This is a genomic window from Pluralibacter sp. (genome assembly GCF_019237635.1).
Lineage (GTDB): Bacteria > Pseudomonadota > Gammaproteobacteria > Enterobacterales > Enterobacteriaceae > Enterobacter_B.
Genome location: NZ_JAFAGS010000160.1, coordinates 1 through 25,473, shown reverse-complemented (window position 1 = coordinate 25,473; position 25,473 = coordinate 1). Strand labels below are relative to the sequence as shown.

At 55.0% G+C, this 25,473-nt stretch carries 22 protein-coding genes; 4 read left to right on the top strand and 18 right to left on the bottom strand.

Features of this window, described 5'->3' with window-relative positions:
- The 16 genes from dnaE to rpsB form a co-directional block, all read right to left on the bottom strand.
- The coding region (gene dnaE, locus JO226_RS18850; RefSeq protein ID WP_296406225.1) for a DNA polymerase III subunit alpha at nucleotides 1–1,920 on the bottom strand (1,920 nt) is incomplete at its 3' end.
- A 34-nt stretch (nucleotides 1,921–1,954) separates the two neighbouring features.
- Nucleotides 1,955–2,551 (bottom strand): ribonuclease HII, encoded by a 597-nt coding sequence (gene rnhB / locus JO226_RS18845; RefSeq protein WP_296406223.1) that lies wholly within the window; start codon nucleotides 2,549–2,551, stop codon nucleotides 1,955–1,957.
- Nucleotides 2,548–3,693, bottom strand: coding sequence for a lipid-A-disaccharide synthase (gene lpxB, locus JO226_RS18840; protein WP_296406221.1), 1,146 nt, complete (start codon nucleotides 3,691–3,693; stop codon nucleotides 2,548–2,550). The genes rnhB and lpxB overlap by 4 nt, the downstream gene beginning before the upstream one ends.
- A complete protein-coding gene (lpxA, locus tag JO226_RS18835; protein WP_296406218.1) occupies nucleotides 3,693–4,481 on the bottom strand; it encodes an acyl-ACP--UDP-N-acetylglucosamine O-acyltransferase in 789 nt (262 codons plus the stop codon). The genes lpxB and lpxA overlap by 1 nt, the downstream gene beginning before the upstream one ends.
- Nucleotides 4,482–4,484: 3 nt before the next feature.
- On the bottom strand, nucleotides 4,485–4,940 hold the full coding sequence (gene fabZ, locus JO226_RS18830; protein WP_006817227.1) for a 3-hydroxyacyl-ACP dehydratase FabZ: 456 nt from the start codon (nucleotides 4,938–4,940) through the stop codon (nucleotides 4,485–4,487).
- Between the two features lie 104 nt (nucleotides 4,941–5,044).
- Complete coding sequence (gene lpxD, locus JO226_RS18825) at nucleotides 5,045–6,070, bottom strand: UDP-3-O-(3-hydroxymyristoyl)glucosamine N-acyltransferase (RefSeq protein ID WP_296406213.1); 1,026 nt, start codon at nucleotides 6,068–6,070, stop codon at nucleotides 5,045–5,047.
- A 3-nt stretch (nucleotides 6,071–6,073) separates the two neighbouring features.
- Entirely contained in the window at nucleotides 6,074–6,568 is a 495-nt protein-coding gene (gene skp / locus JO226_RS18820) for a molecular chaperone Skp (protein WP_296406211.1), read from the bottom strand.
- A 121-nt stretch (nucleotides 6,569–6,689) separates the two neighbouring features.
- Nucleotides 6,690–9,104, bottom strand: coding sequence for an outer membrane protein assembly factor BamA (gene bamA, locus JO226_RS18815; RefSeq protein WP_296406209.1), 2,415 nt, complete (start codon nucleotides 9,102–9,104; stop codon nucleotides 6,690–6,692).
- 31 nt (nucleotides 9,105–9,135) lie between these two features.
- Nucleotides 9,136–10,488 (bottom strand): sigma E protease regulator RseP, encoded by a 1,353-nt coding sequence (gene rseP / locus JO226_RS18810; RefSeq protein WP_296406207.1) that lies wholly within the window; start codon nucleotides 10,486–10,488, stop codon nucleotides 9,136–9,138.
- 11 nt (nucleotides 10,489–10,499) lie between these two features.
- Nucleotides 10,500–11,357: a phosphatidate cytidylyltransferase gene (gene cdsA / locus JO226_RS18805; RefSeq protein WP_296406205.1), complete on the bottom strand. Its 858-nt coding sequence runs from the start codon at nucleotides 11,355–11,357 to the stop codon at nucleotides 10,500–10,502.
- Between the two features lie 12 nt (nucleotides 11,358–11,369).
- Entirely contained in the window at nucleotides 11,370–12,128 is a 759-nt protein-coding gene (gene ispU, locus JO226_RS18800) for a (2E,6E)-farnesyl-diphosphate-specific ditrans,polycis-undecaprenyl-diphosphate synthase (protein ID WP_296406203.1), read from the bottom strand.
- A gap of 189 nt (nucleotides 12,129–12,317) precedes the next feature.
- Nucleotides 12,318–13,514: a 1-deoxy-D-xylulose-5-phosphate reductoisomerase gene (gene ispC, locus JO226_RS18795; protein WP_296406200.1), complete on the bottom strand. Its 1,197-nt coding sequence runs from the start codon at nucleotides 13,512–13,514 to the stop codon at nucleotides 12,318–12,320.
- A 140-nt stretch (nucleotides 13,515–13,654) separates the two neighbouring features.
- The gene (frr, locus tag JO226_RS18790; RefSeq protein WP_013367531.1) at nucleotides 13,655–14,212 is read right to left on the bottom strand and encodes a ribosome recycling factor; all 558 of its coding nucleotides are present in this window, start codon (nucleotides 14,210–14,212) and stop codon (nucleotides 13,655–13,657) included.
- Nucleotides 14,213–14,375: 163 nt separating this feature from the next.
- A complete protein-coding gene (pyrH, locus tag JO226_RS18785) occupies nucleotides 14,376–15,101 on the bottom strand; it encodes a UMP kinase (RefSeq protein ID WP_296406198.1) in 726 nt (241 codons plus the stop codon).
- A gap of 147 nt (nucleotides 15,102–15,248) precedes the next feature.
- On the bottom strand, nucleotides 15,249–16,100 hold the full coding sequence (gene tsf, locus JO226_RS18780; RefSeq protein ID WP_296406196.1) for a translation elongation factor Ts: 852 nt from the start codon (nucleotides 16,098–16,100) through the stop codon (nucleotides 15,249–15,251).
- Between the two features lie 122 nt (nucleotides 16,101–16,222).
- A complete protein-coding gene (rpsB, locus tag JO226_RS18775) occupies nucleotides 16,223–16,948 on the bottom strand; it encodes a 30S ribosomal protein S2 (protein ID WP_139537040.1) in 726 nt (241 codons plus the stop codon).
- A 378-nt stretch (nucleotides 16,949–17,326) separates the two neighbouring features.
- On the opposite strand from rpsB, the gene map reads away from it, so the two are divergent.
- The 4 genes from map (at nucleotide 17,327) to JO226_RS18755 (ending at nucleotide 22,271) form a co-directional block, all read left to right on the top strand.
- Entirely contained in the window at nucleotides 17,327–18,121 is a 795-nt protein-coding gene (gene map, locus JO226_RS18770; protein ID WP_296406189.1) for a type I methionyl aminopeptidase, read from the top strand.
- A gap of 130 nt (nucleotides 18,122–18,251) precedes the next feature.
- Entirely contained in the window at nucleotides 18,252–20,915 is a 2,664-nt protein-coding gene (gene glnD, locus JO226_RS18765) for a bifunctional uridylyltransferase/uridylyl-removing protein GlnD (protein WP_296406187.1), read from the top strand.
- A gap of 32 nt (nucleotides 20,916–20,947) precedes the next feature.
- A complete protein-coding gene (gene dapD / locus JO226_RS18760; RefSeq protein WP_296406186.1) occupies nucleotides 20,948–21,772 on the top strand; it encodes a 2,3,4,5-tetrahydropyridine-2,6-dicarboxylate N-succinyltransferase in 825 nt (274 codons plus the stop codon).
- A 109-nt stretch (nucleotides 21,773–21,881) separates the two neighbouring features.
- Nucleotides 21,882–22,271 carry a DUF3461 family protein gene (locus tag JO226_RS18755; RefSeq protein WP_296406184.1) on the top strand — a complete coding sequence of 130 codons (390 nt, stop codon included), beginning with the start codon at nucleotides 21,882–21,884 and terminating at the stop codon, nucleotides 22,269–22,271.
- 41 nt (nucleotides 22,272–22,312) lie between these two features.
- Here the strand turns inward: JO226_RS18755 and degP are convergent, their stop codons facing one another.
- Both degP and dgt read right to left on the bottom strand, forming a co-directional pair.
- Nucleotides 22,313–23,746 (bottom strand): serine endoprotease DegP, encoded by a 1,434-nt coding sequence (gene degP, locus JO226_RS18750; RefSeq protein ID WP_296406182.1) that lies wholly within the window; start codon nucleotides 23,744–23,746, stop codon nucleotides 22,313–22,315.
- 133 nt (nucleotides 23,747–23,879) lie between these two features.
- Nucleotides 23,880–25,394, bottom strand: a complete 1,515-nt coding sequence (gene dgt / locus JO226_RS18745) for a dGTPase (protein ID WP_296406180.1) — start codon at nucleotides 25,392–25,394, stop codon at nucleotides 23,880–23,882.
- Between the last annotated feature and the right edge of the window lie 79 nt (nucleotides 25,395–25,473).

Below are 25,473 nucleotides of genomic sequence, written 5' to 3'. Positions count from 1 at the left end.
CGGACGGAACAGGGCCACCAGGGCAATCATATCTTCGAAGCAGTCAGGCTGCAGACGCTTGATGAGGTCCTTCATGCCGCGCGATTCAAGCTGGAATACCGCCGTGGTTTCCGAGCGCTGCAGCATGTCGAAGCTTTTCTTGTCGTCAAGCGGGATAGCGGCGATATCAATCGGCTCCAGCCCCTGTTTAACCCGACGTGGGTTAATCATTTTCAACGCCCAGTCGATGATAGTGAGCGTACGCAGACCCAGGAAGTCAAACTTCACCAGCCCGGCATATTCCACGTCGTTCTTGTCAAACTGGGTAACCGGGTGCTGGCCCGCTTCATCGCAATACAGCGGCGCAAAATCGGTAATTTTGGTCGGGGCGATAACCACGCCGCCCGCATGTTTACCGGCGTTACGCGTGACGCCTTCCAGTTTGCGCGCCATGTCGATGAGCGCTTTAACCTCTTCATCTGCCTCATAAATTTCCGGCAGTTGCGGTTCAGCCTCAAACGCTTTCGCCAGCGTCATCCCCGGGTCGGGCGGCACCAGCTTAGAAATTCGGTCGACAAAGCCGTAGGGGTGTCCCAGGACGCGGCCCACGTCGCGAATAACCGCTTTCGCCGCCATCGTACCGAAGGTAATAATCTGCGATACCGCCTCACGTCCGTACATGTCCGCGACGTGCTCAATCACCTGATCGCGTTTCTCCATGCAGAAGTCAACGTCAAAGTCGGGCATCGAAACACGTTCCGGGTTAAGGAAACGTTCGAACAGCAGGTCGAACTCCAGCGGATCGAGGTCGGTAATTTTTAGCGCATACGCCACAAGCGATCCGGCGCCGGAACCACGGCCCGGACCTACCGGCACGCCATTGTCCTTCGACCACTGGATAAACTCCATCACGATGAGGAAGTAGCCCGGGAACCCCATCTGGTTAATCACCTGAAGTTCAATATCCAGGCGCTCATCGTAAGGAGGACGTTTCTCTTTACGCTCGGCCTCATCCGGGAACAGAAATTCCAGACGTTCTTCCAGACCTTCTTTCGATTTCACGACCAGGAAGTCTTCCGTGGTCATCTCGCCGGTCGGGAACTGCGGCAGGAAGTATTCGCCCAGACGCACGGTGACGTTGCAGCGTTTGGCAATCTCCACGCTGTTTTCCAGCGCTTCCGGGATATCGGCAAACAGCTCGCACATCTCCTCTTCGCTGCGCATATACTGCTGCGTGGAGTAGTTGCGCGGACGTTTCGGATCGTCAAGCGTGAAACCGTCATGAATGGCGACGCGGATTTCATGGGCGTCAAAATCGCCGGCATCGATAAAACGAACGTCGTTGGTTGCCACCACCGGCAGACCGCGCTCCTCCGCCAGTTTTACCGCCGCGTGCAGATAGCTTTCTTCGTCGGCTCTGCCGGTACGAATCAGTTCCAGGAAGTAGCGGTCAGGAAAATGCGCTTCGTAAAAGGCGACGCACTGCTCAACCAGCGCGGCATTACCGCGCAGCAGGCTTTTGCCGACATCGCCCATACGGCCGCCGGAGAGCAGAATAAGCCCTTCGTTCAGCTCCACCAACCAGTCTCTGTCGATCCACGGCCCTTGCGCGCCGTAGCCGCGCTGGTAGGCGCGGGAAATCAACAGCGTCAGATTCTGGTAGCCGGTGTTGTTGGCGGCAAGCACCGTCAACTGGGTCATTTCATCGCCGAACAACTCGCTCTGGACGTGGAAATCCGCCCCGACGATAGGTTTCAGCCCGGCGCCATGCCCTGTTCCGTAGAACTTCACCAGGCCGCAGAGGTTGGTAAAATCGGTGATCGCCAGCGCAGGCATGCCAAGCGCGGCCGCCTTTTTCACCAGCGGCCCGGTCTTTGCCAGCCCATCGATCATGGAGTAGTCGCTATGCACCCGCAGGTGTACGAAACGTGGTTCAGCCATCTTCAGATTCCGCGTTACTTAATTGCGTATTGATTCAGGACGCCAGGCCCAGTACGCGCTTCACCGGGCCAAAACTGCTCCGGTGGTGTTCGGTAGCGCCATGTTCTGCCAGCTTTTCCAGATGAAAAGCGGTGGGATACCCTTTATGCTGCGCAAAACCATACTGCGGGAACGTCACGTCCAGCGCGGCCATTTCAGCGTCACGCGTTACTTTAGCCAGTATGGATGCCGCACTGATCTCCGCCACCCGGCTGTCGCCCTTCACCACCGCCATTGACGGTACCGGAAGCGCCGGACAGCGGTTGCCGTCAATCAGCACATATTCCGGGGGGATGTGCAGTCCCGTCACCGCGCGTTGCATCGCCAGCATGGTCGCATGCAGAATATTCAGCTCATCAATCTCATGCGGCTCAGCGCGCCCAAGGCTCCAGCTCAACGCTTTCTCTTTGATTTCATCGAACAGCGCCAGCCGGCGTTTTTCGCTCAGCTTTTTCGAGTCATTCAGCCCGACAATCGGCCTCGCCGGGTCGAGGATCACCGCGGCGGTCACCACCGCGCCGACCAGCGGGCCGCGCCCGACTTCATCGACGCCAGCCACCAGATGCGTATGGGGGTAAATAAATTCCATCATTGAGCAAGCTCCAGCACCGCATCCGCCGCCTGCTCATCGGCATTACAGCGGATCTGCTGGTGCAGTTCACGGAAGGTGTCATGCATGGCATGGCTGGTTTTGCCATTGGCCAGCAACGGCAGTAACGCATCGGCAAGCGCCTGCGGCTGACACTCGTCCTGCAAAAGTTCTTTTACCAGCTCGCGCCCCGCCAACAGATTCGGCAGGGAAACGTAATCGGTTTTCACCAGCCGTTTGGCAAGCCAGAAGGTGAAAGGCTTCATGCGATAGCCTACGACCATTGGACATTTCGCCAGCATGCACTCCAGCGCCGCCGTACCAGAGGCCAGCAACGCGGCGTCGCTGGCGATCATCGCCTCGCGCCCCATACCGTCAAGCATATGCACCGTCAGATCAGGCGCGACTTCAGCCTTGATCCGCTCGAACTGCTCGCGGCGTTTGGCATTCACCAGCGGCACGACGACTTCAAGATCGGGGTAATGCTGGCGCAAAATCTGCGCGGTTTTCAGGAAGTCGGCGCTCAGCATCTCGACTTCGGCATTACGGCTCCCCGGCAGCAGCGCCAGACAATGCACGTCATGCGCAATGCCTAAGACGTCGCGCGCGGCGTTTTTATCCGGATCGAGCGGCATCGCATCCGCCATCGTGTGCCCAATAAAGCGACAGGGAACGTTGAAACGGTCATAAAACGCTTTTTCGAAAGGCAGAAAAGCCAGCACCAGATGGGTGGATCTGCCAATTTTGAAAACGCGTTTTTGTCGCCAGGCCCAGACGGACGGACTGACGTAATGAATGGTTTTAATGCCCTGTTTTTTCAGGTTGCCTTCAAGCGTGATGTTGAAATCCGGCGCATCAATACCGACGAACACATCCGGCTTAAGTTCACTAAAACGGCGCGTCAAATCAGCACGAATATGCAGCAAACGGCGCAGACGCCCGAGCACTTCGACAATGCCCATCACCGCCAGCTCTTCCATCTCATACCAGGCTTCACAACCTTCCGCCTGCATACGCGGCCCGGCAACGCCCACAAAACGCGCATTGGGTACACGGGCTTTCAGCGCGCGAATAAGACCGGCACCAAGAATATCGCCGGAGGTTTCTCCGGCGACCAGGGCTATCGTTAAAGGACGTTCAGCCATTAACGAATCAGACCACGCGTAGATTGCTCGAAGAAGTCAGAGAACGCTTTCACGTCCGGATGCACCTCAGCCAGCGCCGCAATTTCCGGTTTGGCTTCTTCCAGCGTTTTGCCGCTGCGGTACAGCAGTTTATACGCATTGCGGATCGCAATAATCGCTTCTTTGCTGAAACCACGGCGCTTCAGCCCTTCGATATTCACACCGAACGGCGTCGCGTGGTTACCCTGCGCAATCACGTACGGCGGGACGTCCTGTGCAACACCGGAGCAGCCGCCAACCATGACGTGCGCGCCAATGCGGCAGAACTGATGGACAGCCGTCATGCCGCCAATGATAGCGAAATCACCCAGCGATACGTGTCCCCCCAACGTGGCGTTGTTGGCGAGAATACAGCGATCACCAATGACGCAGTCATGCGCGATATGCGCATTGATCATCAGCAGGTTATCGCTGCCCACCTTCGTCAACCCACCATCCTGTATTGTGCCGCGATGAATGGTGACGCTTTCGCGAATGCGGTTGCGATCGCCAACCTCCACACGGGTCGGTTCGCCAGCGTATTTCAGATCCTGGTTCACTTCACCAATGGAGACAAACTGATAAATCTCATTATCACGGCCGATTTTGGTATGGCCGTTTACCACGACGTGAGACTTCAGTACGGTACCTTCGCCGATTTCGACGTTAGCGCCGACAATACAAAACGGACCAATGTGAACGTTAGCGCCAATGACGGCCCCCTCTTCCACAATGGCGGTAGGATGAATAAAGGCGGTAGTATCAATCACGTATCAGGCCTCCCGGCTGCGGGCGCACATCATGGTCGCTTCGCAAACAACTTTACCATCAACCAGCGCCACGCCTTTAAAACGGGTCAGGCCACGGCGGGTCTTCTCAAAAGTGACTTCCATAATCATCTGATCGCCTGGCACGACCGGACGCTTGAAGCGTGCTTCATCGATGCCTGCGAAATAGTACAACTCACCCGGCTCCAGTTTACCCACGCTCTTAAATGCCAGAATACCCGTGGCCTGAGCCATGGCTTCCAGAATCAGTACGCCTGGAAAAATCGGCTTACCAGGGAAATGCCCCTGGAAAAACGGCTCGTTTACGGAGACATTTTTAACTGCGCGCAGAAAACGACCCTCTTCAAAATCCAGCACGCGGTCAACCAGCAAGAATGGGAAGCGGTGCGGTAGAAGTTCCAGAATCTCTTCAATGTGCAGAGTATGAGTGTCAGTAGTCAAAATACTCTTCCTGTCAAAATATACTGAATGGCAATAATAACACGGCCTGCCGGATTATAAGAAATCAGACAGGCCGGGAAGTTTGGCGCGTAATGAATGAGATATCAGTCTTGTTGACCGGCTTTACGCTCAAGAGCCTTGAGACGCTTGCTCATATCATCAATGTTCATCACCAGCGCCGCAGTTTTGCGCCACGCCTTGTTAGGCTGCAGCGGGATACCCGAGGAATACACGCCAGGTTCGGTGATAGGTCGCATAACCATCCCCATCCCAGTCACGGTCACCTTATCGCAGATTTCCATATGGCCGTTAATGACGCTGGCGCCGCCAATCATGCAATAACGACCAATTTTCAGACTACCTGCCATAATGACGCCGCCGGCAACAGCCGTATTGTCACCGATGACCACGTTGTGCGCAATCTGGCACTGGTTGTCGATGATCACGCCATTGCCAATGATGGTATCGTCAAGCGCGCCGCGATCGATAGTCGTACAGGCGCCGATCTCCACGCGATCGCCGATAATCACCCGGCCTAACTGAGGGATCTTCACCCAGTTGCCGCGATCGTTGGCATAACCAAAACCATCAGCGCCGATCACCGTGCTGGACTGAATCAGGCAATTTTCGCCGATTTCAATCTCATGGTAAATGGAGACATTCGCCCATAAACGGGTGCCTGCGCCGATTTTGGTCTTCTTACCGATAAAACAACCCGCGCCGATGCGAACGTTATCGCCCAGCACCACGCCGGATTCGATCACCGCATTCGCGCCGATTGAAATGTTTTTACCCAGCCTCGCGCTGGCATCAACGACCGCGCTTGGCGCGATGTCCTGTGCCGGCTGAGGCGTGGTATCAAGAATTTGCGCCATGCGGGCATACGTCAGGTAGGGGTTTTTCACCACCAGCGCCGCGCTTTTGGCAAAGGGTAGATCGTCCTGCGTCATCACAACAGCAGACGCCTGGCATACGCCCAAGTGTTCACGATACTTTGGATTCACAATGAACGTAATGTGACCTGTTTGCGCAGATTGCATGGACGCGACAGCGGTGATGACGATATCGCCATCACCGTGTAATTCTGCATCCAACTGCTCTGCTAAATCAGCCAGTCGAATTGAAGGCATTACTTATTTAACCTGGTTCAGTACATCGGCAGTGATGTCTTTTACATCATTGCTGCTGTATGCAACGGTGTTCGCATCAACAACCAGGTCGATGCTCTGGCTGCTCGCGACGGTCTTCACTGCAGCCTGGATACGCGTCACCAGCTTGCCGCGCTCTTCGTTAGAACGGCGTGCGCGATCCTGCTCAAACTGCTGTGCTTTCTGAGAGAAAGCCTGGCGCTGAGTCATGATGTCTTTTTCCAGTTTGCTGCGGTCAGCAGCCTTCATGGTAGAGCCATCACGCTGCAGGCGCTGCATTTTCGCCTGTAGATCGGATTCCTGGCGCTGCAGTTCAGCTGCACGGCCTTTGAATTCGTTTTCCAGCGTCTGAGAAACACCCGTCTTCTGTGCGACCTGCTGGAACAGGCTGCCCATGTTAACGATAGCAATTTTGTCTGCCGCCTGAGCGGAGGTAACCATCGCTAAACCGAGACCTGCAGCTAATAACCACTTTTTCACAATAAACTCCTTACCATCCCATGAGTGCCCGGAAGCACCGTTCTTTGCGAAGTCATGCGACCACGCCGTGATCGCCAGATGTCATCGCTACACTGCACTAGCATTCCTTTGCACAGACCAATTACCAGGTTTTACCAATGTTAAACTGGAACTGCTCTGCTTTGTCCCCTTCGTACTTCTTGAACGGCTGGGCGTAGGAGAAGACCAACGGCCCCAGCGGAGACATCCATTGTAATGCGATACCCGCGGACATACGAATATTGCTCGGATCGCTGTAATCAGGGATTCCAGCCGCTTTCATCTGCGCGGTGTTATCCCAGTGCGTATCCCAGACGGAGCCCGCATCCCAGAAGAAGGAGGTACGGACAGAGTTCGCATATTTATCGCTAATGAACGGCGTCGGCACGATCAGCTCAAGGCTGGCGACCGCCATGGCGTTACCGCCCACCGCGTCTTCAGATTTACATACCGTACCGCTCGCTTGATCACAGTTATCATTGCCCGGCCCGCCAATATACACCGCTTTCGGGCCGATGTTGTTGGACTGGAAACCACGGACGGTACTGGAACCACCGGCATAGAAGTTTTCATAGAACGGCATTTCTTTACCACCAACGCCGTCGCCATAACCCCAACGGGTACGGCCCAGTACGACCCATTTGTGATCGTCATCGATCGGGAAGTAGGAGGCCGTATCAAGCGAGATTTTATAGAATTCGTTATCGGAACCCGGCAGAGTCACCTTACCGTTCAGGTTGACGCGCGAGCCGTCCGTCGGGAAGAAACCGCGGTCCAGCTTATTGTATGTCCAACCATAGTTGAGGGTGAAGTCATCCGCCGCGAACCCGTTGTCGCTCGAGCTCGTACCTGGCGTCTGCCCGATGGACTCCAGATAACGGTTCATCGCCACCTGCGGCTGCATGTTGGACAGGTCGTTATGCACATAGCCCAGACCGGCACGCAGGGTGTTGTATTCGTTAACCGGGAAGCCCAGCGTTCCATCGACACCATAACTCTTGTTGGTGTACGAGGAGAGGTCGGCGTCATCCGCTTTAAAGTCATTGTAGAAGATACGCCCGCCAAGGCTCACACCGTCTACCGTGAAGTACGGGTTAGTCACCGACAATTCTGAGTAGGTCTGGTAGTCGTTCTTCGTGCCGTTAATACCGACAGAGTAACCCGTCCCTAACCAGTTATCCTGCTGAACCCCGACCTGGAAGCTCACGCCGCTTTCAGTACCGTAACCGATACCAAAGTTGAAGCTACCGGTGTTGCGCTCTTTCACCTTATAGACAACGTCTACCTGATCCGGGCTGCCCGGTACGCGCTGGGTATCCGTATCAACCGTTTCAAAGTAGCCCAGACGGTTCAGACGATCTTTCCCCTGGTCGACCAGGTCGCTACCCAGCCATGACCCTTCCATCTGGCGCATTTCGCGACGCAGGACGGCGTCTTTCGAGGTATCGTTGCCGACGAAGCGAATCTTACGCACGTAGTAACGGTTGCCCGCATCGACGTTAACGTGCAGCTTCACGGTCTTATCGGTATCGTTGATTTCCGGCTGCGACTGAACGCGCGGGTAGGCATAACCATAGCGACCCAAAAGTTTCTTAATGTCATCTTCCATTTTGGTCACTTTGGCGCCGTTATACAGCTCGCCCGGCTGCACTTTGGTCAGGCTTTCAATTTCCGCAGAATGCCCGGCCAGGTTGCCGCTCACCTCAACGCCGGCCAGCTTGTACTGATCGCCTTCGGTGACGTTGATGGTGATATAAATGCCTTTCTTATCCGGCGTCAGGCTGACCTGCGTTGAATCGATATTGAAACGCGCATAGCCGCGATCCAGATAGTAGCTACGCAGGGTTTCGAGGTCGCCTGCCAGTTTTTGTTTCTGGTACTTGCGATCGCCCACCACGTTCCACCACGGCACTTCATCGCGCAGCTGGAAGTTGGAGATCAGCTCATCGTTCGAAAACGCATGGTTGCCGACGATGTTAATTTGTTGAATTTTAGCAGAGACGCCTTCCTGGAAGACCAGCTTCAGGTCAACACGGTTACGCGGCAGCGGCGTGACAACCGCTTTTACGCTGGCGCTGTATTTACCGACGCTGTAGTAGAAATCTTCCAGCCCTTTCTCGATATCGGAAAGCGTCGTGCGGTCCAGAGATTCACCAACGCGAACGCCAGAGGCCTCGAGGTTTTGCTTGAGCATGTCATCTTTTACCGACTTGTTGCCGGAGAAAGTGATGCTGGCAATCGTTGGGCGCTCTTTCACCTGCACGAGGAGCGTATCGCCATCGCGCAGGACGCGAACGTCCTCGAAGTTGCCAGTGGCAAACAGAGCGCGGATAGTATTACTGATGTCTTCATCAGTGACGGTATCGCCAGGACGAACTGGCATGCTGAGGAGGGCGGCACCAACAGCGACACGCTGCAAGCCTTCGAAATGAATATCCTTCACTACGAACCCGTCAGCACCGTATACGGTCGCGCTGCCGAACAGCAGCGACGCTATGAGCAACTTTTTCATCGCCATCGTTATTATGCGTTCTTCCTAACTAACTCTCTTACAACCGAGAGAAATCATTGAAAAGTGCAAGCCCCATTAACAACACCAGCAATATTGAGCCAATGCGATAACTTAAGTCTTGAACTCGCTCGGATACCGGCCCGCCTTTCAGCTTTTCAATCGCTAAAAAGAGCAGATGACCCCCGTCAAGAACGGGAAGCGGGAACAGGTTGATAATGCCCAGATTCACACTGATGAGCGCGAGAAACATCAGATAGTAAATCAACCCAAACTCCGCAGACATCCCAGCCCCCTGGGCGATAGAAATCGGCCCACTGAGGTTGTTCAGTTTTACGTCACCGGTGATCAATTTCCCCAGCATTTGAACCGTAAGCTTCATCAACTGCCAGGTTTTATCCGTGGCTTCGCCGATAGCGGCAAACGGCCCATACTGGCGCACTGTTTTATACTCATCTGGCAGTGGAATCACTTTCGGCACCACGCCAGCAAACCCTTCTGCTTTTTCTTTACCGGGTTTTGTATCCGGTATCAGCGTTAAAGACAAGGGGCTCCCCTGTCTTTCTATTTCAAGCTGCAGCGCTTTTCCCGGGTTGTCGCGAACAAGGGTAACAAACGTCATCCATTGCGTCAGCGGTTGACCATCGACTTTAACGATCCTGTCACCCGCTTGCAAACCCGCCTTGCGTGCCGCAGACTGCGGCTGCACTTCGGCCAGTACCGGTTCAATCTGCGCACCGCGCGGACGCATGCCGAGCGACGTAACAGGATCTTCTCTGTCCGGCTCAAACGCCCAGTGGCGCAAATCCAGAACTTTCTCCTGACGCTGCTGGCTGCCGAAAGGCGCCACGGTGAGCGTGGTTTGGCTGTCGCCAATTTTAGCAACCAACGCCAGACGCACTGCATCCCAATCAGGCGTTTCGATACCATCTACGGCTTTAAGTTCCGTTCCTGGTGCAATTTGTGCTATCGCAGCGATCGAATTGGGCGTTATTTCACCAATAACCGGGCGAACGCCAGGCACGCCAATAATAAACACCAGCCAGTAAGCAAAGATAGCAAAAATAAAGTTTGCGATCGGCCCGGCAGCAATAATGGCGGCGCGCTGTCCCACCGTTTTATTATTAAACGCATAATGACGCATTTCCGGGGCAACCGGCTCAACGCGCTCGTCGAGCATTTTGACGTAGCCGCCCAGCGGGATCAGGGCAATAACGAATTCAGTGCCGTGCTTATCGACGCGCCGCCAGAGTCCTTTGCCAAAACCGATGGAGAACCGTTCTACACGAACGCCGCAACGGCGAGCAACCCAGAAATGACCAAACTCATGCACGGTAATAAGCACGCCCAGTGCAATGATAAATGCCGCCAGATTCCAGAGGATGCTCAGCATAAAACCTTCCGTCAAATCGTCCTGAAGACTAAAAGTAGCAGGCACGCAAAGACCGGTACCGCCGCCGTCAGGCTGTCGATACGATCCAGAATACCGCCGTGCCCAGGGATCAAATGACCGCTGTCTTTGATGCCCGCTTCTCGCTTAAACATACTTTCAGTCAAATCACCCAGCACGGACGCCAGCGCGGCGACCACGGAACAAATGAGCAACACCGAAGGGGTAACCTCCAGATTGGCCCACAGACCGTATGCCCAGGAAATCACCGCCGCCGTCACCAGCCCGCCGATAAAACCCTGCCAGGTTTTGCCCGGCGACACTTTCGGCGCCAGCTTGTGCTTACCGAAAAGCTTACCAAACATATACGCGCCGGAATCAGCGCCCCAGACCAGAATCATGACGTACAGCAGCCACAGCGACCCGCTGTAATGGTTGTCATCATAATGCCAGGCGCGCAACGCCAACATCCCCCAGAAAAAGGGAACAATGGTCAGCAGGCCAAAAATCAAACGCAGCGTTTTGGAATGACGCCAGAATGACGCGGAGCCCGGATAAAACAGCACCAGCAGCAGCGCAGCAATCCACCAGCCCAACGACGCCCACAAGGCAATCTCAATGACGGGCTGGTTAACGCTATGGTGATACTCCGGCAATAAAAAGAGCATCACCGCCAGCAGCAGGCCGAAAAGCACCGCCAGCCATATCCGCTGCGAGCGTGAGTTAAAACCGCTTAACTGTCCCCATTCCCACGCGGCCAGCATACACACGACAAGCGTGACAATAGCAAACCCGCCCGGCGGCAGCAGAAAAAGCGCTGCAATAACCGCAGGGATTAAAACGAAAGCAGAAATCAGGCGATACTTCAGCAAAAGCTACCCCCATCAGGCATTTTCGCCACCTGGCTCGGTGCCGCCGAAACGACGCTCTCGATTGGCAAAGGCATGCAGCGCACCTTCAAAGTCTTGTTCATCGAAATCGGGCCAGAGAACATCCGTAAAGTAAAGTTCGGCATAGGCAATTTGCCACAGCAGAAAATTACTGATTCGGTGCTCTCCCCCTGTCCTAATAACTAAATCAACGGGCGCCAGTTCATGCATACAGATTTGCTGGCTCAGCAAATCTTCAGTAATTTGATTGGGGCTAAGTTCCCCTTTCTGAACCTGTTCAGCCAATTGCTGAACACCCTGAATAATATCCCAACGCCCGCCATAATTCGCCGCAATATTGAGCGTCAACCCAGTATTATTCTGAGTCAATGCTTCAGATTTGCGAATTCGTTCTTGTATGCGGGCATTGAAGCGGCTGGTGTCGCCAATGATACGAAGACGGACATTGTGGCGATGCAGGCTTTTTACTTCGCTATCGAGCGCCCACACGAACAACTCCATCAACGCACTGACTTCCTGCTCCGGCCGGTTCCAGTTTTCACTGCTAAATGCGTAAAGCGTCAGGGCGCTGATGCCGTTATTCGCCGCAAATGAGACAGCCCGGCGTACTGATTTAGCCCCGGCCTTATGTCCAAAGGCGCGGATCTTCCCTTGTCTTTTCGCCCAGCGGCCATTGCCATCCATAATAATGGCTACGTGATGACAGCCATGGGTGGGCAAATTTTCGCTGATTGGTTGATTAGCAGACAACATAACGCGTTTCTAGTCCATCAATAGGAATTAGCGGTATCCTGGAATACAGCCGCTTTTGCACAAAAAAGCCGTGTTAGTCCACGGCTCACCCATTTTCGCCAACATGTTACAGCGCAAACGGATGGCGCAGACTATAACACCGAAGCCCACGCCCCACAAATGCCACGGCATTTTGCGACGGGACAATCATTAGCTTACGAAATGTGCGACCTGCTGGCGCGCCGCGTTTCTGGCCTGGGCATCCACCTCAATCACCTCATCAATGCTCCGGGGTTCGCGTACATCCAGCGACTCAAGCACCGCCTGGTTAATATCGGCAATCTCCGTAAAGCGAATGCGCCCGGCCAAAAAGGCCTCAACGCTCACCTCATTCGCCGCATTCAGCGCAGTGGTTGCCGCCTGTCCCTGGTCGAACGCGTCCATTGCCAGCTTCAGGCAAGGATAGCGCTGATAGTCAGGAGCGGAGAAGGTCAATGCACTGAGCGAGCAGAAATCAAGCGGTTTCACCCCCGACGCCACGCGATTTGGCCACGCCATCGCATGGGCGATTGGTGTACGCATATCCGGTTCGCCGAGCTGCGCCAGAACGCTGCCGTCGCGATAGCGCACCATAGAGTGAATCACCGACTGCGGGTGGATAATCACCTCCATCTGCGCGGCCGAGGCATTAAACAGCCAGCGGGCCTCAATGTATTCCAGACCCTTGTTCATCATGGTGGCGGAATCGACGGAGATTTTGCGCCCCATCGACCAGTTCGGATGCCGACATGCCTGATCGGGCGTCATTGCGCGGAGTTCAGACAGTGGCGTTTCGCGGAACGGGCCACCAGACCCGGTAAGCAGAATCGACGACACGCCGTTCTGCTCCAGGTCAGCGTAGCCCAGGTTATGCTGAAAAGTTTGCGGTAAACTCTGAAAAATGGCGTTGTGTTCGCTATCCACCGGCAGCAACTGCGCCCCACTCTGCTTTACCGCGTCCATGAACAGACGCCCGCAGGTCACCAGCGACTCTTTGTTCGCCAGCAATACCGTCTTACCGGCATGAATGGCGGCAAGCGTTGGCACCAGCCCTGCCGCACCGACAATCGCGGCCATCACCTGATCCACCGCATTGGCAGCCGCCACCTCGCAGGCCGCCTGCTGGCCGCTCATCACCTCGGTGCGGCACCCATGCTGTTGCAGCGCCGTCTTCAGCGCCGCCGCGCTCGCGGCGTCATCCATTACCGCGTAGCGAGGAGAAAACGACAGGCACTGTTCGGTCATGCGGGAGACATTTTTCCCCGCGACCAGCGCGAAAACAGCATAGTGTTCAGGATTGTGACGCACCACATCCAGCGTACTGCACCCGATTGAACCGGTTGAGCCGAGAACGGTTAATTGCTTCATGACAGATCCGCAAATAGAAAGCTAAAAAGCAAAACGCCGCCAGCAAAGCCATCACTGGCCTTCTGTACGGCGTTTCAGGGAATACACACCGTTTCAGGCAGCGTCACTGCCGCCTGAACCTCACGTGTATTCAGTCCACATCAGAACTGCATCAGTTCTGCTTCTTTGTCGGCCAGCGCCGCGTCGACTTTCTTGATGGCCGCGTCAGTCATTTTCTGCACGTCATCCTGAGAACGACGATCGTCGTCTTCGCTGATCTCTTTCTCTTTCAGCAGCGCTTTCACTTTGTCGTTCGCGTCGCGACGGACGTTACGCACAGCAACACGCGCCTGCTCGGCTTCGCCACGCACGATCTTGGTCAGATCTTTACGACGCTCTTCGGTCAGCGGCGGCAGCGGCACGCGAATATCGGTGCCTGCAGAGCTTGGGTTCAGACCCAGGTCGGAAGCCATGATGGCTTTCTCAACCGCCGGGCTCATGGAACGATCGAACACGTTGATTTTCAGCGTGCGGGAGTCTTCCACAGTAACGCTGGCTAACTGACGCAGCGGCGTCGGCGTACCGTAGTATTCCACCACGATGCCGTCCAGCAGACTTGGGGACGCACGACCGGTGCGCACTTTGCTGATTTGGGTTTTGAACGCTTCGACGCATTTTTCCATGCGTACTTCAGCATCTTTTCTGATATCGCTAATCACGTTACGAATCCTTGAAATTTTGTCTCAGACTGGCCATACCCGCCTCGCGGCTAACGCGAGTGTGCTAAGTATAGCCCGTTAAATTCAGGGTGCCGTAAACGGCAGCCTTGCAAGAAACGCCAAAATAAAGCGGAATCTTACCTGTATTTGCGTCCGACGGAAATTATTCCGTAATCAATGTGCCTTCTTTTTCACCCATGACCACGCGGCGCAGCGCGCCCGGCTTGTTCATGTTGAAGACGCGAATCGGCAATTTGTGGTCACGAGCCAACGTAAACGCGGCAAGATCCATCACTTTCAGCTCTTTATCCAGAACTTCACTGTAGGTCAGCTGTTCGTACATGGTCGCCGACGGATCTTTCGCCGGATCAGCGGTAAACACACCGTCCACTTTTGTCGCTTTCAGCACCACGTCCGCTTCGATTTCGATACCGCGCAGGCAGGCAGCGGAGTCGGTGGTAAAGAACGGGTTGCCGGTACCGGCGGAGAGGATCACCACGCGGTTATTACGCAGCAGGCTGATAGCCTCTGCCCAGCTGTAGTTGTCGCACACGCCGTTCAGCGGAATCGCGGACATCAGGCGGGCGTTCACATAGGCGCGATGCAGAGAGTCACGCATGGCCAGACCATTCATGACGGTTGCCAGCATGCCCATGTGGTCGCCCACGACGCGGTTCATCCCCGCTTTTGCCAGGCCCGCTCCACGGAAAAGGTTACCACCGCCAATCACTACGCCGACCTGGATACCCAGTTCAACCAGTTCTTTGATTTCCTGAGCCATACGGTCAAGAATGCTTGCATCGATACCGAAGCCTTCAGTTCCCTGCAGTGCTTCGCCACTCAGCTTAAGCAGAATGCGTTTGTAGACGGGTTTTGCATTGGTAGCCATATTTCTTTCCTGGGACTGTCAACGTTTGAGATGAATTAAAACAGGCGATAGGGTAAGTCGCCCTTCAGCGCTGGCCGATAAGCGGCAGGCTGCTTTCCACATGATGGGTCCAAAAAGAAGCCGCCCTCAGGCGGCTCTTTCTGAAAATTAAGACTGCTTGGACATTGCAGCAACTTCTGCTGCGAAGTCAGTCTCAACTTTCTCAATGCCCTCACCCACTTCAAAGCGGATGAAGCCAGTCACGTCAGCGTTGTGCTCTTTCAGCAACTGACCAACAGATTTGCTCGGATCCATCACGAACGGCTGGCCGGTCAGAGAAACTTCGCCGGTGAATTTCTTCATACGGCCTTCAACCATTTTCTCTGCGATTTCTTTCGGTTTGCCAGACTGCATGGCGATGTCCAGCTGAACCTGGTACTCTTTTTCTACCACTTCAGCAGACACGTCTTCCGGCTTAACGAATTCCGGCTTGCTTGCAGCAACGTGCATCGCCAGCTGTTTAACCAGCTCGTCGTCAGCGCCTTTAGCCGCAACCAGAACGCCGATACGCGCGCCGTGCTGGTAAGAGCCCAGAACGTCGCCTTCCAGGGAAGCTACGCGACGGATGTTGATGTTCTCGCCGATTTTAGCAACCAGGGCAACACGCTCTTCTTCGAACTGTGCTTTCAGAACGTCAACGTCGGTGATTTTACCCGCAATAGCTGCGTCCAGTACTTTGTTAGCAAATGCCTGGAAACCGCCATCTTTCGCAACGAAGTCAGTCTGGCAGTTAACTTCCAGAATGATGCCGTAGGTGCCGTCGATTTTAGTGATGATCACGCCGTCAGCTGCAACGTTGCCTGCTTTTTTCGCCGCTTTGATCGCGCCGGATTTACGCATGTTTTCGATTGCCAGCTCGATGTCGCCGTTCGCTTCGGTCAGCGCTTTTTTGCAATCCATCATGCCTGCGCCAGTACGTTCACGCAGCTCTTTTACCAGGGATGCGGTAATTTCAGCCATTCTTAAATCCTCGGGAGAGATATGACCTGCCCGGTTCCAGGAACCAAACAGGTTTAAAAGTGAAAAAGGGGCCTATAATTGGCCCCTATCCATACACGGTACTAATAAGGGCTTAAACCTTATTATTCAGCTTCTACGAAGCTTTCTTCCGCCTGAGAAGCCAGATCCTGAGAACGGCCTTCGCGTACGGTAGCAGCAACAGCGCCCAGGTACAGGCTAACAGCGCGGATTGCGTCGTCGTTACCCGGGATAACGAAGTCTACGCCGTCCGGATCGGAGTTAGTATCAACGATAGCAAATACCGGAATACCCAGGTTGTTTGCTTCTTTGATTGCGATGTGCTCGTGGTCAGCGTCGATAACGAACAGAGCGTCCGGCAGACCGCCCATATCTTTGATACCGCCCAGGCTGTTTTCCAGCTTGTCCAGCTCACGAGTGCGCATCAGCGCTTCTTTCTTGGTCAGCTTGTCGAAAGTACCGTCCTGAGACTGAGTTTCCAGGTCTTTCAGACGTTTGATGGACTGACGAACGGTTTTCCAGTTAGTCAGCATACCGCCCAGCCAGCGATGGTTCACGAAGAACTGGTCGCAGCTGTTAGCAGCATCTTTCACAGCTTCGCTTGCAGCGCGCTTAGTACCAACGAACAGGATCTTACCTTTACGGGAAGAAATTTTGTTCAGCTCAGCCAGAGCTTCGTTGAACATCGGTACAGTTTTCTCAAGGTTGATGATGTGAACTTTGTTACGCGCACCGAAGATGAACGGCTTCATTTTCGGGTTCCAGTAACGGGTCTGGTGACCGAAGTGAACACCAGCCTTGAGCATGTCGCGCATGGAAACAGTTGCCATGTTTAAAACCTCTATATAAAAGTTGGGGTTATGCCTCCACGTATCCCATATTACCGACCCCAAAGGGCACCCCGGAATATGTGCCGATACGTGTGTGTTGTTACACAAAGTGAGATTTGTCGCTTCACTCCCGCACTGTGTATATGAAACGGAAGAGAAGTTCGGCGCGCTTTATACCACAAATTGCTGCCGGACACCAATAATTGTTGGCGATTCGACCGATTTCGGCGCGTGAATTTCTTGTGACAGAACCCCTCCGTTGGCACGAAAGGCGAAGTTTAGAATGATTCTCAATTTGGCAGGAGACACGCCAGGCTGATACCATTGGCAACACTTAGACTCATACAGCCGGTAAATCGGCACCGATGGACAGAATGCATGGCTATCTCAATCAAGACACCTGAAGAAATCGAAAAGATGCGCGTGGCGGGCAGACTTGCCGCCGATGTGCTGGAAATGATCGCTCCCCACGTAAAACCGGGCGTCAGCACTGGCGAACTTGACCGCCTGTGCAATGACTACATCGTCAACGAACAGCACGCGATCTCCGCGTGTCTCGGCTACCACGGTTTTCCGAAATCGGTATGCATCTCCATTAACGAAGTCGTGTGCCACGGTATTCCTGATGACGAGAAGCTGCTGAAAGACGGCGATATCGTCAACATCGATGTGACCGTCATTAAAGACGAGTATCACGGCGATACCTCGAAAATGTTTATCGTCGGCAAGCCGACCATCCTCGGCGAGCGCCTGTGCCGCATCACCCAGGAGAGCCTGTATCTGGCGCTGAAAATGGTGAAACCGGGCATTCGCCTGCGCACCCTCGGCGCGGCCATCCAGACGTTCGCCGAGGCAGAAGGCTTCTCTGTCGTTCGCGAATACTGCGGTCACGGTATCGGTCGCGGCTTTCACGAAGAACCGCAGGTGCTGCACTATGACGCGGATGACGGCGGCGTCGTCCTGCAGCCGGGTATGACCTTCACCATTGAACCGATGCTCAATGCCGGTGATTACCGCATCCGCACCATGAAAGACGGCTGGACCGTGAAAACCAAAGACCGAAGCTTGTCTGCGCAGTACGAGCATACTATTGTGGTTACAGACAACGGCTGCGAAATTCTGACGCTACGAACGGATGACACCATCCCGGCGATAATCTCGCACAACGAATGATAAAAGCCGGCGCAAGCCGGTTTTTTTATGAGGGGCGTCCTGCCCGTCCCCCTTCGGGCCGCCGCACGCGACGTTAAAAATCGCTCCGGCGATTTTTTATGGGTAATCGTTTTTACTTATGGGTGGCGCGATGCGTAATTCCTTACCTGACACAGCACTTCCCACATTCGCCGGCCAGCCGGAAACGCCAGCCACCTGGCCTGAGACGGAACTGACCTGTTCAAGCATTAAGGCGCGCCTCGACGCTTTTCAGCGCTGGCTGGGCGACGCCTTTGACAGCGGCATTTCCGCCGAGCAGTTGATGGACGCGCGCACGGAGTTTATCGACCTGTTGCTGCAGCGGCTGTGGGTGCATTACGGCTTTAGCGAGATCAGCGATACGGCGCTGGTTGCCGTGGGCGGCTATGGCCGCGGCGAACTGCATCCGCTGTCGGATATCGACCTGCTGATCCTGAGCCGTAAAAAGCTCCCCGATGAGCAGGCGCAAAAAATCGGCGAACTGCTCACCCTGCTGTGGGACGTTAAGCTTGACGTCGGGCATAGCGTCAGAACCCTGGAAGAGTGCCTGCTGGAAGGGTTATCCGACCTCACCGTCGCCACCAACCTGATTGAATCTCGCCTGCTGATTGGCGATGTCGCCCTGTTCCTGGAGCTGCAAAAGCATATTTTCAGCGATGGCTTCTGGCCGTCAGAGACGTTTTTTGCCGCCAAAATCGCCGAACAAAACGAGCGTCACCAGCGCTATCACGGCACCAGCTATAACCTTGAGCCGGATGTCAAAAGCAGCCCCGGCGGCCTGCGCGATATCCATACCCTGCAATGGGTCGCCCGCCGCCACTTCGGCGCCACCTCGCTTGACGAGATGGTCGGCTTTGGCTTTTTGACCGAAGCCGAACGCACTGAGCTCAACGAGTGCCTGCATCTGCTGTGGCGCATCCGCTTCGCCCTGCATCTGGAACTCAACCGCTACGACAACCGTCTGCTGTTCGATCGACAACTGAGCGTCGCCCAGCGCCTGAACTACAGCGGCGAAGGCAACGAGCCGGTCGAGCAGATGATGAAAGACTTCTTTCGCGTCACCCGCCGGGTCGGCGAGCTTAACCAGATGCTACTCCAGCTTTTCGATGAGGCGATCCTCGCGCTGACCGCCGACGAAAAACCGCGTCCTCTTGACGATGATTTTCAACTGCGCGGTACGCTTATCGACCTGCGCGACGATACGCTGTTTATGCGCGAGCCGCAGGCGATTCTGCGCATGTTCGACACCATGGTGCGAAACAGCAGCATTACCGGCATCTACTCCACCACCCTGCGCCATCTTCGCCATGCCCGCCGCCACCTGACGCAGCCGCTGTGCTACATCCCCGAGGCCCGTGCGCTGTTTCTCAGCATGCTGCGCCACCCGGGCGCGGTCAGCCGCGGGCTGCTGCCGATGCACCGCCACAGCGTGCTGTGGGCCTATATGCCGCAATGGACGCATATCGTCGGGCAGATGCAGTTCGACCTGTTTCACGCGTATACCGTGGATGAGCACACCATTCGCGTCCTGCTGAAGCTGGAGAGCTTCGCCAAAGAGGAAACCCGCGTGCGCCACCCGCTGTGCGTCGAGCTGTGGCCGCGTCTCAACCACCCGGAGCTTATCCTGATAGCCGCCCTGTTCCACGATATCGCCAAAGGGCGCGGCGGCGACCATTCGATCCTCGGCGCCCAGGACATTCTGACCTTCGCCGAGCTCCACGGGCTTAACTCCCGGGAGACGCAACTGGTCGCCTGGCTGGTCCGCCATCATCTGTTAATGTCGGTCACCGCCCAGCGCCGCGATATTCAGGACCCGGAGGTCATTAAGCAGTTCGCCGAAGAGGTGCAAACGGAAAATCGCCTGCGCTACCTGGTCTGCCTGACGGTGGCGGATATCTGCGCCACCAACGAAACGCTGTGGAACAGCTGGAAGCAGAGCCTGCTGCGCGAACTCTACTTCGCCACCGAAAAACAGCTGCGCCGCGGCGTGCAAAGCATGCCGGACATGCGTGAGCGCGTGCGCCACCACCAGATACAGGCGCTGACGCTGCTGCGGATGGACAATATTGACGAAGAGGCGCTGCATCAGATTTGGGTGCGCTGCCGGGCGAACTATTTCGTGCGCCACACACCTAATCAGCTGGCCTGGCATGCGCGGCATCTCCTGCAACACGATCTCAGCAAACCGATGATTCTGCTGAGCCCGCAGGCAACCCGCGGAGGAACGGAGATCTTTATCTGGAGCCCCGACAGGCCCTATCTGTTCGCCGCGGTCTGTGCCGAGCTGGACAGGCGCAACCTGAGCGTCCATGACGCGCAGATCTTTACCACCCGCGACGGTATGGCGATGGATACCTTCATCGTGCTGGAGCCTGACGGCAGCCCGCTGTCAGCCGACCGCCACGAGGCTATCCGCCGCGGGCTTGAGCAAGCGATCACCCAGACCGCCTGGCAGCCGCCGGTACCGCGTCGCCAGCCCGCCAAACTACGGCATTTCACCGTCGATACAGAGGTGAATTTTCTACCGACCCATACCGACAGAAAATCCTTCCTTGAGCTTATCGCTCTCGATCAGCCAGGCCTTTTGGCCCGCGTCGGGCAGGTGTTCGCCGACCTCGGTATTTCGCTCCACGGGGCGAGAATCACGACAATTGGTGAACGAGTAGAAGATTTATTTATAATCGCTACGGCCGATCGGCGTGCCCTTAATAATGTGCTGCAACAAGAAGTGCAACAGCGGTTGACAGCAGCCCTCAATCCAAACGATAAAGGGTAACGTTTTTTATTTACGAGATGGAAAGAGAAACAATGCAGCAGTTACAGAACGTTATTGAGTCCGCTTTTGAGCGCCGCGCCGACATTACTCCAGCGAATGTCGACACCGTTACCCGTGCCGCCGTTGAGCAGGTTATCGCCCTGCTGGATTCGGGCGCGCTGCGTGTCGCAGAAAAAATCGATGGCCAGTGGGTCACTCATCAATGGCTGAAGAAAGCGGTGCTGCTCTCCTTCCGTATTAACGATAACCAGGTTATCGACGGAGCAGAAAGCCGCTATTTCGATAAAGTGCCGATGAAATTCGCCAATTACGACGAAGCGCGCTTCCAGAAAGAAGGTTTCCGCGTCGTGCCGCCTGCCGCCGTACGTCAGGGCGCGTTTATCGCCCGTAATACCGTGCTGATGCCGTCCTATGTCAATATCGGCGCGTATGTCGATGAAGGCACCATGGTCGACACCTGGGCGACGGTAGGCTCCTGCGCGCAGATCGGTAAAAACGTCCACCTGTCCGGCGGCGTGGGCATCGGCGGCGTACTGGAACCGCTGCAGGCGAACCCGACCATCATCGAAGACAACTGCTTTGTCGGCGCCCGTTCTGAAGTCGTGGAAGGCGTTATCGTCGAAGAAGGCTCCGTTATCTCCATGGGCGTTTATATCGGCCAGAGCACGAAAATTTACGACCGCGAAACCGGTGAAGTTCACTACGGCCGCGTGCCGGCGGGCTCTGTGGTCGTATCCGGTAACCTGCCGTCGAAAGACGGGAAGTACAGCCTGTACTGCGCGGTTATCGTGAAGAAAGTCGATGCCAAGACCCGCGGTAAAGTGGGTATCAATGAGCTGTTACGCACCATTGATTAAGGCAGTTTAAAAAAGCGGGGGCTACCCCGCTTTTTTTACATCTTCGGCTGGCGAAAGTAGATTTTTTCGTTAATTATTCAAAGGTTATGTTTAGATCAAGGATACCGCTATGTACGATAATCTGAAAAGCCTGGGCATTACCAATCCTGATGAAATCGATCGTTACAGCCTCCGGCAGGAAGCCAACAACGATATCCTGAAAATCTATTTTCAAAAGGATAAAGGTGAATTTTTCGCCAAGAGCGTGAAGTTCAAGTATCCGCGTCAGCGTAAAACCGTGGTCGCCGACGGCATCGGCCAGGGTTACAAAGAGGTGCAGGAGATCAGTCCTAACCTGCGCTATGTGATCGATGAGCTGGATCAGATCTGCCAGCGCGACCGCTCTGACGTCGATCTGAAGCGTAAGATCCTCGACGATCTGCGCCATCTTGAAAGCGTCGTCGCCAACAAGATCAGCGAAATCGAATCCGATCTGGAAAAACTTACGCGCAATAAATAACGATGTTAAGCCCTCCCCGCCAGGGGAGGGCTTATGTGCGATTACTGCATCAGCAGATACAGGCTGCTATCGCCACGCTGAATATTCAGCGCCAGAACGGACGGTTTGCTGTCGAGGATTTTGCGCAGATCGGCAATGTTTTTCACCGGCTGCTGGTTAGCGCCCATGATAACATCCCCTTTCTTCAGGCCAATTTGCGCCGCCGGAGAACCCCCTTTCACGCTGTTGACCACCACGCCTTTATCCGCGCCCTTGTTGCTCATTTCCGCCCCTTCGATACCGCTGAAGATGCTGCTGGAGTCAACCTGAGTCTGGTTGCTCTGCTGCAGTTCCAGCGTGACGGACACCGGCTTACCCTCGCGCAGCAGGCCCAGCTCAACTTTGCTGCCGACCGGCATTGTGCCGACCTGCGCACGCAGGGCGGCAAAGCTGCTGATCGGCTTGCCGTTCAGGGAGGTGATAACATCACCGGCCTTGATGCCTGCTTTCGCCGCTGACGAATTCGGCATCACCTGGCTTACGAACGCCCCGCGCTGTGCATCCACCTTCATGGCTTTCGCCAGGTCAGAACTCAGTTCGGTTCCCATGATGCCCAGCTCGCCGCGTTTCACCTGGCCATATTTCACCATCTGCTCGGTCAGGTTATTCACCATGTTGCTCGGGATAGCAAAACCGATACCGATGTTGCCGCCGTCCGGCGCCAGAATCGCGGTGTTAATCCCGATGAGCTCGCCGTTAAGGTTCACCAGCGCGCCGCCGGAGTTGCCGCGGTTAATCGCCGCATCGGTCTGGATAAAGTTTTCGTAGTTTTCAACGTTCAGTCCGCTGCGTCCCAGCGCAGAGACGATCCCGGAGGTCACCGTCTCGCCAAGGCCGAACGGGTTGCCGATTGCCACGGTGTAGTCGCCGACGCGCAGCGCGTCAGAGTCAGCAATTTTAATCGCCGTCAGGTTTTTCGGATCCTGAATCTGAATCAGCGCAATATCGGAGCGTGGGTCTTTACCCACGACCTTCGCGTCAAACTTACGGCCGTCGCTCAGTTGCACCTTAATCGAGGTGGCGTTATCGACAACGTGGTTGTTGGTCACGACATAGCCTTTCGCGGCATCAATGATAACGCCGGAGCCGAGGGCCATGAATTTCTCCTTCTGGCTACCGCCGCCGCCGTTACCGCCGCCAGGGCCACCCTGACAGAACGGAGACCCCTGGAACGGAGAACCGTCCTGGCAGAACGGCGAGTTATCGCCGAAGAACTGCTGGAAGTTACGCGGCATACGCGGCGTATTTACCGTCGTGCTACCTTCCACGTTAATGCTCACAACGGAAGGCATGACTTTTTCCAGCATCGGCGCCAGGCTCGGCATCTGCTGGGCTGTCGTCGCCGACGAGGTTTCGCCCGCTGTCGCCGACAGAGGGGATAAGGCCAGACCTAAACTCAGAGCCAGTGCACTCATTGCTAACGTGGTTTTTTTCATCTCTCTCAATCTCAATTCAGATAACGCAAAGTTGCTGTGTACGAGACTTCAGATTCATTTTATAGCGCGAAGTTCCGGAGTTAAGTTTCTGGGAAAGTAAAAATTTATTGTCCGTCTTTACAAAACTCCTGGCTTATTCCACCGCCATCAGTCGACGATATTCATCCCATGCATAGAGGTCGGTCATGCCGCTGATATAATCCTGAATCAACCGACAGCGGTAATAGTATTCCATTATCGGAAATTCAGCTGCCTGCCTTTCAAGCTTATTTACCGCCTCCACATAGGCCAGACGGTGACGGGTCGAAAGCTTATGGAAAAGGCGACTTTCAATCGGCAGATGGCGCAGCCTGTCTTTTTCCACCAGCTCGCTGAAATCACGCTGAGATAGCTTCAGCAACGGCTGATAAATATCCAGTAAGCCGCTGATAACGCGATAACCCTGTAATTCTAACTGCTCCACGTCCGGATGGCTGAAGACGTGTTTCACCGCCACGCTCTTATATAATTCAAGCAGTTGACTACAGTCGCTGTCATCCTCCAGCAACGCATGGTTGAAATCGCCACAAAACACCTGCGGCAGGTTATCAATAAAACGTTGCGCGGCATAAGGCACCAGTTTATTCAACGTATTCACCCGCAAATACATAAAGAACTGATCTTCCGCGCTGTGCTTCAGGGAATTGGAGCGTGATTTTTCCCAGGCGTTTTCGACCACCAGAGAAAACAGAGATCCTTTTTGATGCTCTCCCCAGGCGTCATACAGATGCTGATAAAGTTGTTCGATGCTGAATATCCGTTTTTCAACCGCATCTTCCAGATCGGCCACGCAATAAGAAATATCGTCCGCCGCTTCCATAATCCAGGTTAAGGGGAAACGATTGTAAGGCGCCAAATCGAGTTCTTTACGTAGCCGGTTAACATAAGCCTCTTCGGCGAAATAATAACCAGGTTTTTTCATTAAATAGCTGTGGGTGGCGGGCGTTTCTCCCCGCCACCAGGCCGGACGGGTATATTTCAGAATACAGCCCACCTGCGCCCAGGTCAGATTCATACGCATCAGGGTATGTACCAGGCGGATCCCCTGCGCATTGCCTTCAAAATGGCATACGTCCTGACGCACCTTGCGGCGCAGGTCGTTCAGGGACTCCTCCCCTTCCCGCAGGCGTAGCGCGCCCTCAATGCAGCGATCGTCGGACAGCGGCTGGCTGGCGGCATCGGCGGGCCACAGCCGCTGGCGAAACCAGTCGTTAATCGCCGCCTCGCCAAAATGACCAAACGGCGGATTGCCGATGTCATGCATCAGGCAGGCCATCTCGACAATACTTTCAAAAGGACCGGTAAGTTCATCCAGACCGTAACTTTCCAGCAGCTTTCGCTGTTTAAGGCGGCTTAAGACCTCTTTGGCAATATAGCGGCCGACCTGCTGTACTTCCAGGGAGTGCGTTAAGCGCGTGCGAACCGCCGCATTTCGCTCCAGCGGGAATACCTGGGTTTTTTGCTGCAGGCGGCGAATCGCCGGAGAGTTGATAATGCGTCCGCGGTCGCTTTCGAAGATGCGCAGGATCTCGTGCTCGGTCGCCGCGCTTTGCGGCGAGCGGAAACGCCGACGCCAGTTTATCTTGCTGCGAAAATCGATCTTTGCCATCGCCACTCCCGGTCCGCAATTGCTTGTCCCATGATAGACTATGCCTCTAAAGCTAACATATCGCGAGTAAATCTATGAA